This window comes from Neobacillus terrisolis, from assembly GCF_051233475.1.
Lineage (GTDB): Bacteria > Bacillota > Bacilli > Bacillales > Cytobacillaceae > Bacillus_BU.
This window is the reverse complement of the sequence record NZ_JBKFGH010000013.1, coordinates 43,458-59,315: the sequence shown is the minus strand read 5'-3', so window position 1 is coordinate 59,315 and position 15,858 is coordinate 43,458. Positions and strand designations below refer to the sequence as shown.

Genomic DNA, 15,858 nt, shown 5'->3' with positions numbered 1-15,858 from the left:
AGTCCGGGAGCCTCCTCGGCGCCATAGCGCCTGTGGGGTCTCCCGTGACACCTTCTCCCGCAGGAGTCTCGCACCTTCCGCTCCAATCAACAGTGTGCTCAAAAATCAAATTGTTCTTTAACAGAGCCATTCAGTTATTACTGCATATTCATTTCTTCGTGCTCACCGTCAGTGCTGTCCATATGCATTTTCATTGTCATATTGTTTTTATCCTGTGGCCATGTATGCTTATCCAGCTCAGCCTTTGTCATGATTGTTCCCATTCCATTTTTATCAATGAAAGCTTGCGCCCCTGCTTCATCTTTAAATGCAATAACCCCATATCCCATTGCGGTTGTAATTTTTGGGTCAAATACATAAACCGCTTTTTCAAAATCTAACCATTCTTTGTCATGATGGCTACGGACAAATGCAGTTTCGATTTCGTCAGTACCATTTGCTTTTATCCACTTATTGACCATACAGCCGATGTCATCAAATACAAGCACTTTCCCATCTTTTAGGACAATTTCTGTCGCATCCGCATTATCTGCTACAGCCATTTTACAGTTTTCACATTTGTCTACTGCTTCGTCAATTGCTTTTGGTTCTACTTTTGAAGTTTCTTTTTCCTCTACTTTTGTTTCCTTACTTTTGTCGGTTTCTTTTTCCGTTTTCTCAGAGTTGCAGCCTGCAACCGCAAACGCTAATAATAATACCAACATTAAGAACCCCATTTTTCTTTTCATTGCCATTTCTTCCTCCCCATTAAATAAATACTTAAGCTTGATAGTATGAATAATATAGAAATTAACATAATACCCATATTTAGTTCAGTTCGGCCATCTTCCTGAATATTCGGAACCATCACAGGAGACGAGTCCTTAACTAGATTTTCCTCGGCACTCTTAAACAGCTTCTCCATCAAGACCATTCCCGGTGATTGGAATAAAAGCTGAAAAGCTGAATTTTTGTCGGTGATCTCCATAAAATAAGGATCTGCGACAACCTCTAAATCACTAAAATGATCCCCGTTTGCATCCACACCGGTTTGATTATCCCAGTAATTATTTATAAGATTATTGTTTTTAGAGTTATCTCCATACGTCAGAATCGTTGTTACATTTATTTTAAAATCATTTTTCGTGATGTTATTATCCGTAGATTGTTTAAAGATGATGCCCAATGCATTCCCTTTGAACTCATTTCTACTAATTGTATTTGTAAAACTGTTATCAATCATGATACCGATTCGATTATCGTTAATATGATTATCTCTAAACATCGAGTCATGCACATCATATAAATAAAGACCTTGTGAGTTAACATTTTTCCTGTTTTCTAACAGATAATTATTTTCATATAACTCATTATAAGAAACCATGATCATACTTCCCGTATGACTATTGGTGAATGTATTACCCCTCACAATATTATCCTGCGTATACATAAAATGAAGTCCGTAGCGAGAATTCGACACAGTATTTCCGGTTATCTTGTTTGCGCCACTAGATTCCACATAAATCCCATCTCTTATGCCCGAAACCGTGTTGTTTTCAATGATATTTTCTTTTGCTTGGAAAAGATCAATTCCATTTCCTACTTTCTGTGCTCCTGGCAGACCTTCAACTTTTACTTCTTTTACTACTATCTTACTTGCTTCATTTAACCGGACTCCGATTTTAGCCGTCTTTACGGTTATGTTTTGCAACAGATGATTTGAACCTGTTACGAATACTGCAAATTCAGATCTGGTGTTCTCAACGATGACGTCTTGTACGGAAGCCCCCCTGTTTTTAATGGTTAAAGCAGGGTTCTCTCCATCAGAAATAATCCTTACCTCGCCCTCACCAATGACCTTTATTGCCTTATCGATCGTTATTGACTCTCTGTATGTACCACTCGGAATTTTGACCGTTTCACCCGCTTTGGCATGATCAATTAGCTCCTGAATATCAACGTTGGCTAGAGTAGGATGACTAAATCCGCCAAGCAGGAACCCAATTAGAACAAAACATACGAACCGCGATTTTGGTAGCATTTCCCACACCTCTAAAAAAAATATAGCACGGGTGAAAATGATGAAATATGACTCTTTATGGCTAATTTTGTGACAAAATTGCGAACAAAATGGAAAAATGGTCAAATAAAAAAGGCCTGAATCTCGTTCCAGGTCTTTTCTCCTTTATGTAAATAACTTCAATCACGTTTAAACATAACCATTAACTGTTTTAAGCCCGGTGGAAGAGTAGTCTGAATAGAAGCAAACCATGAATCATCCATATTTACACCAATTGAAGCGCTTACAGTTTTATCGTCTAAAGTTTCCCCACAATTGCTACACTCTGCTTGTTTATTATAGTTTCTCTCTCCACAACTATAACAATAATCCTTTGTTCTAAATGGCCTAACACCACATTTATGGCAAATCTCTGTTGTATTAGAAATTCTTACTCCACAATTGGAACAATACATGTTCATTCCCCCACATTTCAGAGATCTAAATGAATTTCTAGTCCTCGTTGCCCCTTTCTTATTAGAAAATAGTCGATATATACAGAAAAATTATACAATTATTTTCATACTTAATTTTCAATAAATTATTAACACTTTTTAACAATTTGCGTAAAAACCATCGATTGCCTCTATTAAAATAAGACAGTCTAAAAAGACTGCCTTTACATCCTTTATTTGTATTGCTCTAGCCTATTGAAAAAATCTTTTACAAATCGATAAAACACCTTTTCTGAAGGGGCAAGTTCCCGCTGCTTGGGTAAAATAAGACCAACGGTCCTTCTCACTTGGGGCATATCGATTGGAATTCTTACTGTAAACCGAGGAGAAGTTTCATCAAAAGTGCTATCAGGAAGAAGCGTGACTCCCATTCCTGCTGAAACTAAACCCTTAATCGCATCTAAATCTTCTCCAACTGAAGACCCGTTAGGAATAAAACCGGCTTGCTTGCAGGCATCGATTACGACCCGATGTAAAACCATCCCTTCAGGGAATAAAACAAATTCATCATTTCGTAGGTCGTTTAGTCGCAAGCTTCGCTGTCCTGCCAAAGGATGACTGATTGGCAAAAGGGCAGATATATTTTCAGAAAATAATATTTGACTTTCAATATCCGGGTCTTGGGTCGGTACAGGTCCTAAAAAGGCCAGGTTGATCTCCCGATTTTTAACAGCATCGATCAAAAATTTATATGAACCCTGTCGCAACTGAAAGGCAACATTCGAGTGTTTTTCCTTAAAGGCTGATATAACTGTTGGCATTAAATGGCTGGCCAAACTAGTTGGAAAGCCAACTTTTATCGTTCCGCTTTCCGGATTTAAGTATTCATCGATTTGTTCCTTCGCATAGTCAATTGCCTTTAATGCTGTTTCCGCATGTTCTAAAAATAATTTCCCTACTGGTGTGAGCTTTACATTTCGTCCATCCTTTTCAAACAACTGGACTCCCAGCTCATCTTCAAGATTAGCGATTTGTCTGCTGATAGCTGATTGAGCAACATGTATATGTTGAGCTGCCTCTGATACATGCTCTCGTTTCGCTACTTCAATAAAGTAGCGTAATTGCCGTAGCTCCATTACTAAACTCCCTTAACATTTATCTCAAAATGAGATTGTTTTTAATCTAAATTATATAACTGATTTACAATTTTTAAAAGTTAATTTATTATTTCGAAATTACTTTTATTCTATTGATATCCTTTTTTTGTTAGCTGTAAAATTTCTTGTTTAAACGAAAACCAATGGAATAGAATACTTATAAATAGTAGTTTAATCTATGATTTCTGATTTTTTAGTTTACTGAAATAATTCTATCTAAAAAGGAGAAATTCTAATCCATGAACATGGTAACGGTATTAAACCAAGAAGATATGCAAACAGCAAGCGATTATGTAAATAACGTATACGAAAAAATCCTATCTAGAAATCCCGGTGAAAGTGAATTCCATCAAGCTGTTAAAGAAATTTTTGATTCCCTTGTACCGGTTTTTGCCAGACACCCCAAATATGCTGAAGCTGGAATCCTCGAGCGTATCGCAGAACCAGAAAGAATGATTACCTTCCGTGTACCTTGGGTTGATGATCTTGGTAAAGTCCATGTTAACCGAGGTTTCCGTGTCCAATTTAATAGTGCAATTGGTCCTTATAAGGGCGGTCTCAGATTCCATCCTTCTGTAAACACAAGTATTATTAAATTTTTAGGCTTTGAACAAATCTTAAAAAACTCGCTTACCGGCCAGCCTATTGGTGGTGGTAAAGGTGGGGCCGACTTTGATCCAAAGGGAAAATCCGATCATGAGATCATGCGCTTCTGCCAAAGCTTTATGACAGAACTAGCCAAACATATCGGTCCGGATACGGATGTTCCTGCCGGTGATATTGGTGTAGGCGGGAGAGAAATAGGCTATCTATTTGGCCAATATCGAAAAATACGCGGTGGCTATGAAGCAGGTGTTCTTACAGGTAAAGGGCTTGGATATGGGGGAAGCTTAGCAAGAACAGAAGCGACCGGATATGGTACTGTCTACTTTGTAGAAGAGATGCTCCAGGATCACGGCCATACATTCCATGGTAGTACAGTTGTTGTATCAGGCTCTGGTAATGTGTCCATTTATGCAATTGAAAAAGCGCTGGAGTTAGGGGCAAGAGTGGTTGCCTGCAGTGATTCAAACGGGTATATTTACGATGAAAATGGCATTAATCTAGAAACTGTTAAACTGATTAAAGAAGTACAAAGAGCTCGAATTAGTGACTATATAAATTATCATCCAGAGGCTCAATACACGGAGGGCTGGCAGGGAATTTGGTCGATTCCATGTGATATCGCCCTGCCTTGTGCAACTCAGAATGAAATTGATGAAGCAGCTGCAAATACACTCGTATTGAACGGAGTTAAAGCAATTGGTGAAGGTGCTAACATGCCTTCGACGCTTGAAGCGATAAAAATCTTCTTAAATAATAAGGTTATGTTTGCACCTGCTAAAGCGGGCAATGCAGGCGGGGTCGCTGTTTCTGCATTAGAAATGGCTCAAAACAGCATGAGATATGGATGGACCTTTGAAGAAGTTGATTCAAAATTAAACAATATCATGGTTAATATTTATCGTGAAAGTGTAAAAGCTGCCGAAGAGTACGGCAACCCGGGAAACCTTGTAGTTGGTGCTAATATTGCCGGTTTCATTAAAGTTGCTGATGCCATGTTAGCTCAAGGGATTATTTAATTTAAAAAAAGCAAAAACCTCAAGCATTTGTATGAACATGCTTGAGGTTTTTTACTAATTCATATGAATAATTTCAATAATTACCTAGATTCTGTCTCCTGAATCATTCGTTACTCATCATCTATTTCGCCATCGCCAATTTCATCCTCTTCTTCTACTTCTTCAATCTTTTCTCCTTCCTCAAGTTTTTCGTCATCTCCACAACCCGTTAGTGAGAAAGAAAAAAGGATAAAGAAAAACATAATAAAGAACTTTTTCATTGATTGAAAACCTCCTTTATTTTAGTTTTTCCAATAAGATTGGCAATATGTAGTTTAGACTTGCACGTTATGCGGCAGTTCACATAAATTAGTTACCGTATGAATGTCAAATTTATCACAAAAAATAATTTCTTCTAATCCTCATAAAAAGCCAAAAACTTAAAATCCTGCTGATTATGACAGTGTAATCGAATTTATGTGACAAAATTTTCATTTTATCTCTTGCTATTTATATTATATGCTGATAATATAAAGAAGCGTAATTTGGAAAGCTATTATTCAATATATCTGGATCTTTCCAAGCAGATAATTTTGACCACTTCTTGCAAGAGAAGTTAAGGCCATACGGACAGCCGGGTCAAATGCCGATTGGCAACTTTAGTTGCCTTATTGATTGAGTTAAAAGCTCAAATTTTATAAGTTGGTTACTTTACAACCAGTGCATATGCACACAACTTGTGAAACGGTCAATAAGAGTGGTAAAAGTAATTATTTGCTATATAGACTCTGATCCTATTTAAGATATATTTTGAATATTAAAGAGCTTTCTATCATAATGTCTTTTGAAGTTTATGATAGGCCGTATAAATATGACTTTTTGTCATGAATATACATTTTTTAATATTGAAGAATATATCCAAACAAGTGTTGTGCGCAATTATGCGCTTTGCACTTGTTTTTTTTGTGGATAAAAAAATTTTTTGGGGGATTATAACTATAATCCTTTCTGCAGCCTTCCACAGTACTGGATGTACAGCTAGTACATTGGAAGTTATGGAATTCCTCTTTGCTTTGAAAAATCTATTTAGTTAGGAGATTAAAGAAATGGGAAAAGCACTTATTATTGGTTGTGGCGGAGTAGCTTCTGTTGCCATTCACAAATGCGTTCAAAACAGTGAAGTTTTTGAAGAAATTTGTATTGCAAGTCGTACAAAATCAAAATGTGATGATTTAAAAGCTAAGCTAGATGGCGGTAAAACAAAAATTACAACTGCACAAGTTGATGCAAATAATGTTGATGAATTGATTGCATTAATTAATGAAGTAAAGCCTGATATCGTCATGAACTTAGCATTACCATATCAAGACTTAACAATCATGGATGCTTGTCTTGCAACAAAAACACACTATATGGACACAGCAAACTATGAGCCGGAAGATACAGCTAAATTTGAATACAGCTGGCAATGGGCATACCAAGAGCGCTTCAAAGAAGCTGGCATCACAGCTCTTTTAGGCAGCGGCTTTGATCCTGGTGTAACAGGAGTATTCTCTGCTTATGCTCTTAAGCATTATTTTGATGAGATTGAAACAATCGATATCCTTGATTGTAATGGTGGTGACCACGGTTATCCATTTGCTACAAACTTCAATCCAGAAATCAACATCCGTGAGGTTTCTGCTAACGGACGTTATTGGGAAAATGGCGAATGGATTGAAACAAAGCCGATGGAAATTAAACGCGTATATAACTTCGATGAAGTTGGCGAAAAGGATATGTATCTGCTTTATCATGAAGAGCTTGAATCTCTTGCAAAAAACATTCCAGGACTTAAGCGTATTCGTTTCTTCATGACATTTGGTCAAAGCTACCTTACACACTTAAAGTGTCTTGAAAATGTTGGCATGACTTCAATCGAGCCAATTGAGTTTGAAGGAAAACAAATCATTCCACTTCAATTCTTAAAAGCTGTTTTACCAGATCCAGCTTCTCTTGGACCACGTACAGTTGGTAAAACGAATATCGGATGTATTTTTAAAGGTAAAAAAGACGGCGTTGAAAAAACTTACTATGTATACAATGTTTGTGACCATCAAGAATGCTTTAAAGAAGTTGGTTCTCAAGCAATTTCCTATACAACTGGTGTTCCTGCAATGATTGGTGCGATGATGATCATGAATGGAACTTGGAATAAGCCAGGCGTTTACAACATTGAAGAGTTTGATCCAGATCCATTCATGGATGCATTGAACAAGTGGGGACTACCATGGAAAGAAGACTTTACCCCTGTCCTTGTTGATGATGAGCCTATTAAAGCGAAACAGCCGGAGTCTGTAAAATAAATGCGTTTTGAAGAGTTACCAACGCCTTGTTATGTAGTAGATGAAGGTCTTCTGGAAAAAAATCTAAAAATCCTGAACGGAGTCATGGAACGGACAGGATGTAAGATTGTTTTGGCTCAAAAAGCTTTTTCAATGTATTCGTTGTATCCTCTTATCGGAAAGTATTTAAGTGGAGTAACAGCTAGCGGCTTGTATGAAGCTCGTCTTGGCTATGAGGAAATGGGTAAAGAAAACCACGTCTTCTCAGCAGCCTATCGTGAGGAAGAAATGGACGAAATTATCGCCATTACCGATCACATCATTTTCAATTCCAACTCCCAGTTGGAAAAGTTTAAAGATAAAGTTCTTGCAGCCGGAAAAAAAGTCGGCCTGCGCATTAATCCGGAATGTTCTACTCAGGTTGGGCATGCGATCTATGATCCTTGCTCCCCTGGTTCTCGTTTCGGTGTAACGATCGAGCATTTTCGTCCAGATTTGCTTGAAGGTGTATCAGGACTTCACTTCCATACACTTTGCCAGCAAAACTCCGACGATTTAGAAACAACACTTAATGCAGTGGAAGAAAAGTTTGGTCGATATCTTTCTCAAATGGAATGGATCAACTTTGGCGGCGGTCATCATATTACAAGAGAAGATTATGATATTCCTCGCTTAGAAGCTTGTATTAAGAGAATGCAAGACAAATATGGTTTAGAAGTATATCTCGAGCCAGGCGAAGCCGTTGCTCTTAATGCGGGTTATCTCGTAACGACTGTCCTAGATACTTTAAAGAACAGCGTCGACATCGCGATCCTTGACACGTCTGCATCTTGTCATATGCCGGATGTTTTGGAAATGCCTTATCGTCCTCCACTTTTCGGTTCTGGAGAGGTTGGCGAAAAAGCGTATAGCTACCGACTTGGCGGTCAAACATGCCTATCAGGCGATTTTATCGGTGATTATTCATTTGATCAACCATTAAAGCTCGGCGACCGTTTAGTGTTTGGCGATATGGCCATCTACACGATGGTGAAAAATACGACGTTTAACGGAATGCCATTACCAGCCATCGCTGTTCAAGATAAAGATGGCGATTGTAAAATTGTCCGTGAATTTGGCTATCAGGATTTTAAAATGAGATTATAAACAGATATTAGAACTTAATAGTTTATCATCTGTAGCGGGTATTCACCTGGAATACCGTCAGATTTTATATAAAAAACCAGATTCATATTTGAATCTGGTTTTTGTGTTTTTTTTCATATTTTAATATTGTTCCTTAACACTTTTTAAAAAAATAAAATAAGAGTACAAAAAAGTACCAGGCATCATAAAAAATTTAGATACCTGGTACTAAAAGTTAGAACTCTATTAATTTACCCGTTTATTTTCAATTCCAAGCACTATTAAACCAGTTCCGGAATTCTTGCTTTCGATTGTTCTTTCTCTGCTAAGCCAAGCGCCTCTGCTGTTGAAGTATGAACTTCGTTTAGAAGCTCAGGATTGTCCATTAGTGACAAGCCATATGAAGGAATCATTTCTTTAATTTTAGGTTCCCACTCTTTCATTTGTTGCGGGAAACATTTATTAATTACTTGAAGCATAACGTTAACGGCAGTAGAAGCGCCCGGAGAAGCACCTAGTAGTGCTGCAATCGAACCATCTGCAGCCGTAATGACTTCCGTACCAAATTGAAGCGTTCCTTTTCCGCCCGCTTCAGTATCTTTGATAACTTGAACACGTTGGCCGGCTACTACTAAGTCCCAATCCTCACTTTTTGCGTTCGGGATAAACTCACGTAGTTCTTCCATACGTTGTTCTTTCGATAACATAACTTGCTGGATTAGGTATTTGGTCAATGACATCTCTTTTGCTCCAGCTGCCAACATCGTTAACAGATTATCCGGTTTTACAGAAGTAATCAAATCAAACATTGAACCAGTTTTTAAGAACTTTGGTGAAAAGCCGGCAAACGGTCCAAATAGCAATGATTTTTTATTATCGATAAATCGTGTATCAAGGTGCGGAACAGACATTGGTGGAGCACCAACCTTAGCTTTTCCGTAAACTTTTGCATGATGCTGCTCTACAACATCCGGATTTTTACACACCATAAACAGTCCGCTTACCGGGAATCCACCAATATGTTTTCCTTCAGGAATTCCGGATTTTTGCAATAAATGCAAGGACCCGCCCCCGCCTCCGATAAAGACGAATTTTGCAGTATGGCGTTCAACAGTATCACTATCGAGATTTTTTACTTTCAATTCCCATAAGCCGTCGCTAGTGCGTTTAATATCATTAACACTATGCTTGTATTTAATATCGACATTTTTACTCTGTAAATGGTCAAATAACATCCGTGTTAAAGCACCGAAGTTTACATCCGTTCCAGAGTCAATTTTCGTTGCCGCTATCGGTTCATTCGATGTACGCTCTTCCATCATCAGCGGAATCCATTCCATCAGTTTTCCAGGATCATCGGAAAATTCCATCCCTTTAAACAGCGGATTATTCGAAAGCGCTTCAAAGCGTTTCTTTAAAAACGTTACGTTTTGTTCCCCTTGTACAAAACTCATATGTGGTAATGGCATGATAAAATCTTGCGGATTACGTATTAGATTGCTGTTAACAAGATAAGACCAGAACTGCATTGAAACCTGGAACTGTTCATTAACATTTATTGCTTTAGTAATATCGATAGATCCATCCGGTTTTTCGTTGGTGTAATTAAGCTCGCACAGTGCGGCATGCCCCGTTCCCGCATTATTCCATTCGTTAGAGCTTTCCTCTCCAACATTTTCGAGCCTTTCAAACACTGTGATTTCCCACTCCGGGACTAATTCTTTCAGCAGTGACCCCAAAGTTGCACTCATGATTCCGGCACCAATTAAGATAACGTCTGTTTTAGTTTGTCTGTTGCTCATTTTCCCCATCCCTATACCCTAAGATTTGCAGAAAGATGTATGCGCTTCCGCTTAAGCACCACAGCAAGCCAGGGCGCGATCTAGGAACACATCTTTTCTGGATCAATAATAACCTGATGATACAGTATTACTTGTATTTAAATAGTGTAGCACTTTCACCCAATAGTATATCACTTTTAATTACTAGTGTATCACTGTTTTCTAAAAATTAAAATATTTATTTACTATTATATAATAGTTATTCGTTATTTAAAAGCTGAAAGCATCGAGAGACCCGTCCTCAAACTATAGTAGAATAGGATACTCATTTCAAAGTAGTATCGATGATTCCGATGATTACTAATCCTAATTATCGATAATATGAATTGCTTTGAGCACAATTAACCGTTAATTTAATAAATAAATATAATTGCCAAAATGCCTGGAAACCCTAGGCATTTTTTGTGTATTAGGTACCATAGGGACGGTTCTCATGTGTTTTTTGCACTAGAACCGTCCCCATAGTTTTTGTACAAAGGGGGAGTAAACCATCATGAGTCTTTATCAAAAAATCTTCAAAGAATACTGGAATCCCTACATAGCCATTAGTATTGCAGGTCTGGTCAGTGCATTGTACTTCGGGATTACCGGTACAGTTTGGGCCGTTACCGGGGAATTCACTCGTTTAGGCGGACACATTCTAGGATGGTTTGGGATTGATGTGTCACAATGGGCGTATTTTCAATTAGTAGGCCTTGAAGGATCACCTATCAGCCGGACCGATGGCTGGATTGTCATTGGGATGCTTGTTGGCGCTCTGATTACGATTTTACTAAGCAACAGTTTTAAAATCCGGATACCGAAACAAAAGCGGCGACTATTTCAAGGATTTATTGGCGGAATCATTGCAGGGTTTGGCGCACGGCTTGCCCTTGGCTGTAATTTGGCCGCCTTTTTCACGGGAGTGCCTCAGTTCTCGTTCCATTCTTGGATTTTTATGTTGACCACAGCCATTGGAACTTACTTTGGCGTCAAAGTCGTCAATACGAAATGGTGGCGGGGAAAACCGACCTTAATGAAAGGTTCGATGAATCCTGCTGTCACCCAGCATGACCAAAAGAGAAATATCCAGCCAGTCTTAGGGCTCATTTTAGCCTGTCTGTATCTCGCTCTTGTCGTATACTTTTTCGCAATAGGTAAACCACTTCTCGCGGTTGCCTGTATAGCTGGGGCCCTATTTGGGATTCTTATTGAACGCGGCCAAATTTGTTTTACTTCCGCTTTCCGCGATTTATGGATCAGCGGCCGGGCTATAATGTCCAAAGCGCTTGCAGTGGGGATGATGATCAGTGTAGTGGTCACATTCATTTATATTCAAAACGGTTCTGTCGCCCTTATCAAAATGGCTGCTCCAAGCACAGCGATTGGCGGTCTTCTCTTTGGTTTTGGGATTGTTCTTGCCGGCGGTTGTGAAACGGGTATGATGTATCGGGCAATGGAAGGCCAATTGTTATTCTGGGTAGTTGGCGTAGGAAATATTGTCGGTGCTACCGCTCTTGCTTATGGCTGGGATCACCTTGGCATCTATCATGCCCTTGCCGAAAATTGGCCAAAGGTTAACTTGATCGAACAATGGGGACCTATGGGCGCCCTATTCGGAACAATCGCCATGTTGGCTGCCTGGTTCCTACTATCAAATTGGTGGGAAAAGCGCTTCCGTTACGGAACAGGAATCAAACAACAAAAAACTGAACGGATATCTCCCGTTACGAAGGAGGTATAATTCATGTCCCAGGTGATCGATGTTAACTATACTTTAGACATTCGCGGCGAGCCTTGACCATACCCCGTCATTTATGCGCTGGATGCGCTAAAAACGATGAAAGTCGGGGAAGTCTTACTAGTTATCGCAGACTGTCCGCAATCCTTTCGAAGTGTCCCTGAAGAAGCGGTCAAACATGGCTACCAGCTCCTAACCGAGCCGAAAAAGGTCGGGCAGGATATCTATTTTTATATTAAGGTAGTAAAATAGCTAATCAACAAAAATACCGTAATAAAAAATACCCTATTGGATAGACAGAAAAAAGTTTATCTATAGGGTATTTTTGTATTTGCTGCGATATATTTGTGTTGTATTTTAACTAGGCATCCTAAATCAATAGATATAGTACGGTTTATTCTTAAGCTTTCCGAATAATATATATTAATTTTAGATAAAAGTTAATTTTTGTTGATTTTTATGGTTATAATTACTAATATACATAAATAAACACAAAAAAGTGCATTTTTTTAAGAATAGGGTGGTGATATCATGTATGAAACCTTATCAAAGCTTTATTATAAAGATTTAGAAAAGTATAGAATTGAATATGATAAAAGGTTTAATAGCTATGGGACTGTCCAACTTCCATTTGTAATACGACCTTTTAATTTCACAGACGAATTTACTTGTTTTTATGTTAACCATAATGAGTTGGATATGTTGCATGATCAAATAATAAAACAAAGTAAACTTATTCAAGCTATAATGGAAAATTTGCCACCTATAGCAATTAGTCAGTACATTAAATCAAAGCTAGTAGATGAATTGCTCAGCACTAATGAAATTGAAGGTGTACATAGTACAAAAGCAGAAATGACAACTGTAATTGAAATTGTAGTAAAAAAAGATAATCCCAAGAAAAAAATAAGGCATTTAAGTTTGATGCACACGTATTTTAACCTTATTTCTGAAGACAAATCTTCTATTGAAACTATTGAAGAAATTAGAGAAGTATATGATCAATTAGTAAAAGAAGAAGTTAAATCAGAAGATACCCTTGATGGCCAACTCTTTAGAAGAGAGGCAGTAGATGTAGTAACCTCTAGCAATAAAGTAATTCATAGAGGAGTCTATCCTGAATCATCGATTCAAACTCAACTAAAAAAAATGATACATTACTTAAATGGGCATAATTCTCCAATGTTGTATAAAATCGCAATTGCTCACTACTATTTTGGCTTTATCCATCCATTTTACGATGGAAATGGACGGACATCTAGGTATATTAGCAGTATGTATTTAATAAACGAGCTAGACAAATTAACAGCACTCACTCTTTCTTACTCAACAAATAAATCTAAGCAATTTTATTATGATGCCTTTTCAGTTAGTAACGATCCAAGAAATAAGGGAGAATTAACATTTTTTTGTGAGGTATTTTTTCAAATTTTGCATAATGCACAAAATGATATCCTTGAAGATTTATCTAAAAAGAAAGAAAAAATGGAGAAAATATCTCTTTTATCCAAAAGTCATGATGATCTAAATGATTTTGAGAAACAAATATTATTTATTTTAGGTCAGCATTATATTTTTGGAATTGAAGGAACTGGTATGACAATGAAAGAACTTGAATCTGTTTTAGAAGTAACTGAGTACGTCGTTAGGAAATCGTTAAAAAACTTAGTCGCTAAAGGGTATGTAACGAATATCAAGTTAAAACCTATTGAAGTAGCCATTAGTTCTTTATTGAGTGATGTGTTAAAAGAATAAAAAATAACCATACCTGACGTCTTGTTTTATATATTAATTCAAAAGACTACTCAACTTTAAAAAAGAAGAGTAGTCTTTTGAAATTCTTATAAATTAAAATTCACACCAACCTCGATAGTGGAATTATAACCTCATTACTTATGATACGGTTCACCGTAACGCATATAAATGAGGTTTTTCATTTTTTATTTAATCCATTTGCGGCTCATTTGCGGCTCATTTGCGGCTCATTTGCGGCTCATTTGCGGCTCACTTATTTAATTTATATTTACTAGATTTATTATGACCTTCTAAAATTATTTTTCCTTGTTCCCTTAAATCCTTTAAAATTCTTTTACTTGTGGCTGGAGAAAATCCACAAAGTCTCTCGACTTCTTTACGTGTTATATATTCATTTTTAGATAAATAGTCCAAAATCATTACATTCGCTTGAATTTCATCAAAGTCTTTATCTTTTGTGTAATCAATATTTGCATTAAAACTTTCATATACTCGATGAGTAAACATATATTTATTTCTGGCTTCCCTTTGTAAAACATTTCTTTTTTGACAAAGTTTATTTAACACATTTGCTGCAGATTGAGTTGTTATTTGAGCGACCTCAGCAGCCTTACCTAGAGTAATGTTTTTATTAGATTTAATGTATTTTAAAATACAGATTTCCGAAACTGAAAACTCACCGTTTATTTCTTCCTCTTTAGTAATAAACTTTAGAAATTCTATGTCTTCCAAACTGCTTCTTAAAGTCAAACTTACAGCATCAGAATATAGATTATATTCTGGAGCTGACTTTCCTAAAGATAGCATATCCTTAAATATGATATCTACACCTTGGCCGGAACGTTGAACGTATCTTAGCTTTTGGAGTGTTTCAGCAATCAATTTATTTCTTGGTGAGGAAGGATGTGTAATAATATTGGTACTGTCTACCCCAGATGGAAACGAACCTGGATTTTCAATAATTATTTCGTTCGGATAAAACTTAACAAAAATTGAAGAAGCGCTCTCATAATCACGGTGTGAAATTGCATTTAAAAGAGCCTCTTGGAAAACATTAATAGGATAATCTTGAATTTCCAATTTAAATAGCCCCATTTGAATGTTCTGTATTCCATTTCTATCTTCAAAAAATTGTTGAATCCTATCTACAACCTGGACTAATGGAACTTTTAGCTCTAAGCGTTTATGATATTCAGTCTGCCCTTCATTATATGTAAGAATGATTATTTCTGATTGAGGCATATATTTGGCTATCGCTTCTTTTGTTCCAACAAATAACAATCCTGCTACTGTTAGCTGAATTTCATCGCCATCAACATCTATCAATCGTAAATCCTTTAAAAAACTAATATTATCTGATTGATATAAAGTAGAATCTTTATCCCGGGATTGTATTTTTAATTTTAATCTTTCTACTTCAGTCATATCTAAATCATTAATAGTTGAAGGTTCAATAATCTTGGCAGAGTAATCCCCTTTAAATCCTTGAATATTATTAGATGTATACTCTGATGGATAATATGGTTTGGTGTTTTTCCCCAATCTTTTATAAACAACACCTTTTGAGGTAGCAACAATTTCTTGAGACTTTTGAATAGATATTTTTAAAATATCCTTACCAGCAAATCTTATTATATCTATATCAGTAAAAAGGTTAGGTACAGTCCTGTCATAAATACTTTCGATAATATTCTGCTCATCATAATCATGACATCCGGTAATTTCTCCATCATCTTCAACACCAACTAAGATGATACCACCATCTGTATTTGCAAATCCAACCGACTCATTTGTTAAGATATTCATTAGTTCTTTCTTGTTTGCTTTAACCCAACTTTTAAATTCAACTTTCTTTGATTCACCTTGTTGAATGATTTCATTAATATCCATAGAATACACCTC

Annotated in this window: 13 protein-coding genes; 6 read left to right on the top strand and 7 right to left on the bottom strand. The window is 36.9% G+C overall.

What is annotated here, in order from left to right; all coding sequences use genetic code 11:
* Positions 1-137: 137 nt before the first annotated feature.
* From ACI48O_RS08840 to ACI48O_RS08825, 4 genes are all read right to left on the bottom strand, one after another.
* Positions 138-734, bottom strand: coding sequence for a nitrous oxide reductase accessory protein NosL (locus ACI48O_RS08840; RefSeq protein ID WP_435561398.1), 597 nt, complete (start codon positions 732-734; stop codon positions 138-140).
* Positions 725-2,020, bottom strand: a complete 1,296-nt coding sequence (locus ACI48O_RS08835) for a right-handed parallel beta-helix repeat-containing protein (RefSeq protein WP_435561397.1) — start codon at positions 2,018-2,020, stop codon at positions 725-727. Before ACI48O_RS08835 ends, ACI48O_RS08840 begins: the two co-directional genes overlap by 10 nt.
* A gap of 158 nt (positions 2,021-2,178) precedes the next feature.
* Complete coding sequence (locus ACI48O_RS08830; protein WP_435561396.1) at positions 2,179-2,454, bottom strand: hypothetical protein; 276 nt, start codon at positions 2,452-2,454, stop codon at positions 2,179-2,181.
* 212 nt (positions 2,455-2,666) lie between these two features.
* Positions 2,667-3,569, bottom strand: a complete 903-nt coding sequence (locus ACI48O_RS08825; protein WP_435561395.1) for a LysR family transcriptional regulator — start codon at positions 3,567-3,569, stop codon at positions 2,667-2,669.
* Positions 3,570-3,829: 260 nt separating this feature from the next.
* Here ACI48O_RS08825 and gdhA point away from each other — a divergent pair, with 260 nt between their 5' ends.
* Positions 3,830-5,212 carry an NADP-specific glutamate dehydrogenase gene (gene gdhA, locus ACI48O_RS08820; RefSeq protein ID WP_435561394.1) on the top strand — a complete coding sequence of 461 codons (1,383 nt, stop codon included), beginning with the start codon at positions 3,830-3,832 and terminating at the stop codon, positions 5,210-5,212.
* A 110-nt stretch (positions 5,213-5,322) separates the two neighbouring features.
* Here the strand turns inward: gdhA and ACI48O_RS08815 are convergent, their stop codons facing one another.
* On the bottom strand, positions 5,323-5,472 hold the full coding sequence (locus tag ACI48O_RS08815; protein WP_435561393.1) for a hypothetical protein: 150 nt from the start codon (positions 5,470-5,472) through the stop codon (positions 5,323-5,325).
* Positions 5,473-6,297: 825 nt separating this feature from the next.
* On the opposite strand from ACI48O_RS08815, the gene ACI48O_RS08810 reads away from it, so the two are divergent.
* Both ACI48O_RS08810 and nspC read left to right on the top strand, forming a co-directional pair.
* Positions 6,298-7,536 carry a saccharopine dehydrogenase family protein gene (locus tag ACI48O_RS08810; RefSeq protein ID WP_435561392.1) on the top strand — a complete coding sequence of 413 codons (1,239 nt, stop codon included), beginning with the start codon at positions 6,298-6,300 and terminating at the stop codon, positions 7,534-7,536.
* A complete protein-coding gene (nspC, locus tag ACI48O_RS08805) occupies positions 7,537-8,661 on the top strand; it encodes a carboxynorspermidine decarboxylase (RefSeq protein WP_435561391.1) in 1,125 nt (374 codons plus the stop codon). It begins immediately after the preceding gene.
* Between the two features lie 260 nt (positions 8,662-8,921).
* Here the strand turns inward: nspC and ACI48O_RS08800 are convergent, their stop codons facing one another.
* Positions 8,922-10,442: a malate:quinone oxidoreductase gene (locus ACI48O_RS08800; protein WP_435561390.1), complete on the bottom strand. Its 1,521-nt coding sequence runs from the start codon at positions 10,440-10,442 to the stop codon at positions 8,922-8,924.
* Between the two features lie 532 nt (positions 10,443-10,974).
* Here ACI48O_RS08800 and yedE point away from each other — a divergent pair.
* From yedE to ACI48O_RS08785, 3 genes are all read left to right on the top strand, one after another.
* On the top strand, positions 10,975-12,204 hold the full coding sequence (yedE, locus tag ACI48O_RS08795) for a selenium metabolism membrane protein YedE/FdhT (protein WP_435561389.1): 1,230 nt from the start codon (positions 10,975-10,977) through the stop codon (positions 12,202-12,204).
* A gap of 69 nt (positions 12,205-12,273) precedes the next feature.
* Complete coding sequence (locus ACI48O_RS08790) at positions 12,274-12,453, top strand: sulfurtransferase TusA family protein (RefSeq protein ID WP_435561623.1); 180 nt, start codon at positions 12,274-12,276, stop codon at positions 12,451-12,453.
* A 279-nt stretch (positions 12,454-12,732) separates the two neighbouring features.
* On the top strand, positions 12,733-13,956 hold the full coding sequence (locus tag ACI48O_RS08785; RefSeq protein WP_435561388.1) for a Fic family protein: 1,224 nt from the start codon (positions 12,733-12,735) through the stop codon (positions 13,954-13,956).
* A gap of 249 nt (positions 13,957-14,205) precedes the next feature.
* Here ACI48O_RS08785 and ACI48O_RS08780 read toward each other — a convergent pair whose 3' ends face one another.
* Positions 14,206-15,846 carry an RNA-binding domain-containing protein gene (locus tag ACI48O_RS08780; RefSeq protein ID WP_435561387.1) on the bottom strand — a complete coding sequence of 547 codons (1,641 nt, stop codon included), beginning with the start codon at positions 15,844-15,846 and terminating at the stop codon, positions 14,206-14,208.
* Between the last annotated feature and the right edge of the window lie 12 nt (positions 15,847-15,858).

Excerpts from the sequence above, each read along its gene's own strand:
- ACI48O_RS08840 (WP_435561398.1), bottom strand. The coding sequence starts at position 734 with ATGGCAATGAAAAGAAAAATGGGGTTCTTAATGTTGGTATTATTATTA.
- ACI48O_RS08835 (WP_435561397.1), bottom strand. The coding sequence starts at position 2,020 with ATGCTACCAAAATCGCGGTTCGTATGTTTTGTTCTAATTGGGTTCCTG.
- ACI48O_RS08830 (WP_435561396.1), bottom strand. The coding sequence starts at position 2,454 with ATGTATTGTTCCAATTGTGGAGTAAGAATTTCTAATACAACAGAGATT.
- ACI48O_RS08825 (WP_435561395.1), bottom strand. The coding sequence starts at position 3,569 with ATGGAGCTACGGCAATTACGCTACTTTATTGAAGTAGCGAAACGAGAG.
- gdhA (WP_435561394.1), top strand. The coding sequence starts at position 3,830 with ATGAACATGGTAACGGTATTAAACCAAGAAGATATGCAAACAGCAAGC.
- ACI48O_RS08815 (WP_435561393.1), bottom strand. The coding sequence starts at position 5,472 with ATGAAAAAGTTCTTTATTATGTTTTTCTTTATCCTTTTTTCTTTCTCA.
- ACI48O_RS08810 (WP_435561392.1), top strand. The coding sequence starts at position 6,298 with ATGGGAAAAGCACTTATTATTGGTTGTGGCGGAGTAGCTTCTGTTGCC.
- nspC (WP_435561391.1), top strand. The coding sequence starts at position 7,537 with ATGCGTTTTGAAGAGTTACCAACGCCTTGTTATGTAGTAGATGAAGGT.
- ACI48O_RS08800 (WP_435561390.1), bottom strand. The coding sequence starts at position 10,442 with ATGAGCAACAGACAAACTAAAACAGACGTTATCTTAATTGGTGCCGGA.
- yedE (WP_435561389.1), top strand. The coding sequence starts at position 10,975 with ATGAGTCTTTATCAAAAAATCTTCAAAGAATACTGGAATCCCTACATA.
- ACI48O_RS08785 (WP_435561388.1), top strand. The coding sequence starts at position 12,733 with ATGTATGAAACCTTATCAAAGCTTTATTATAAAGATTTAGAAAAGTAT.
- ACI48O_RS08780 (WP_435561387.1), bottom strand. The coding sequence starts at position 15,846 with ATGGATATTAATGAAATCATTCAACAAGGTGAATCAAAGAAAGTTGAA.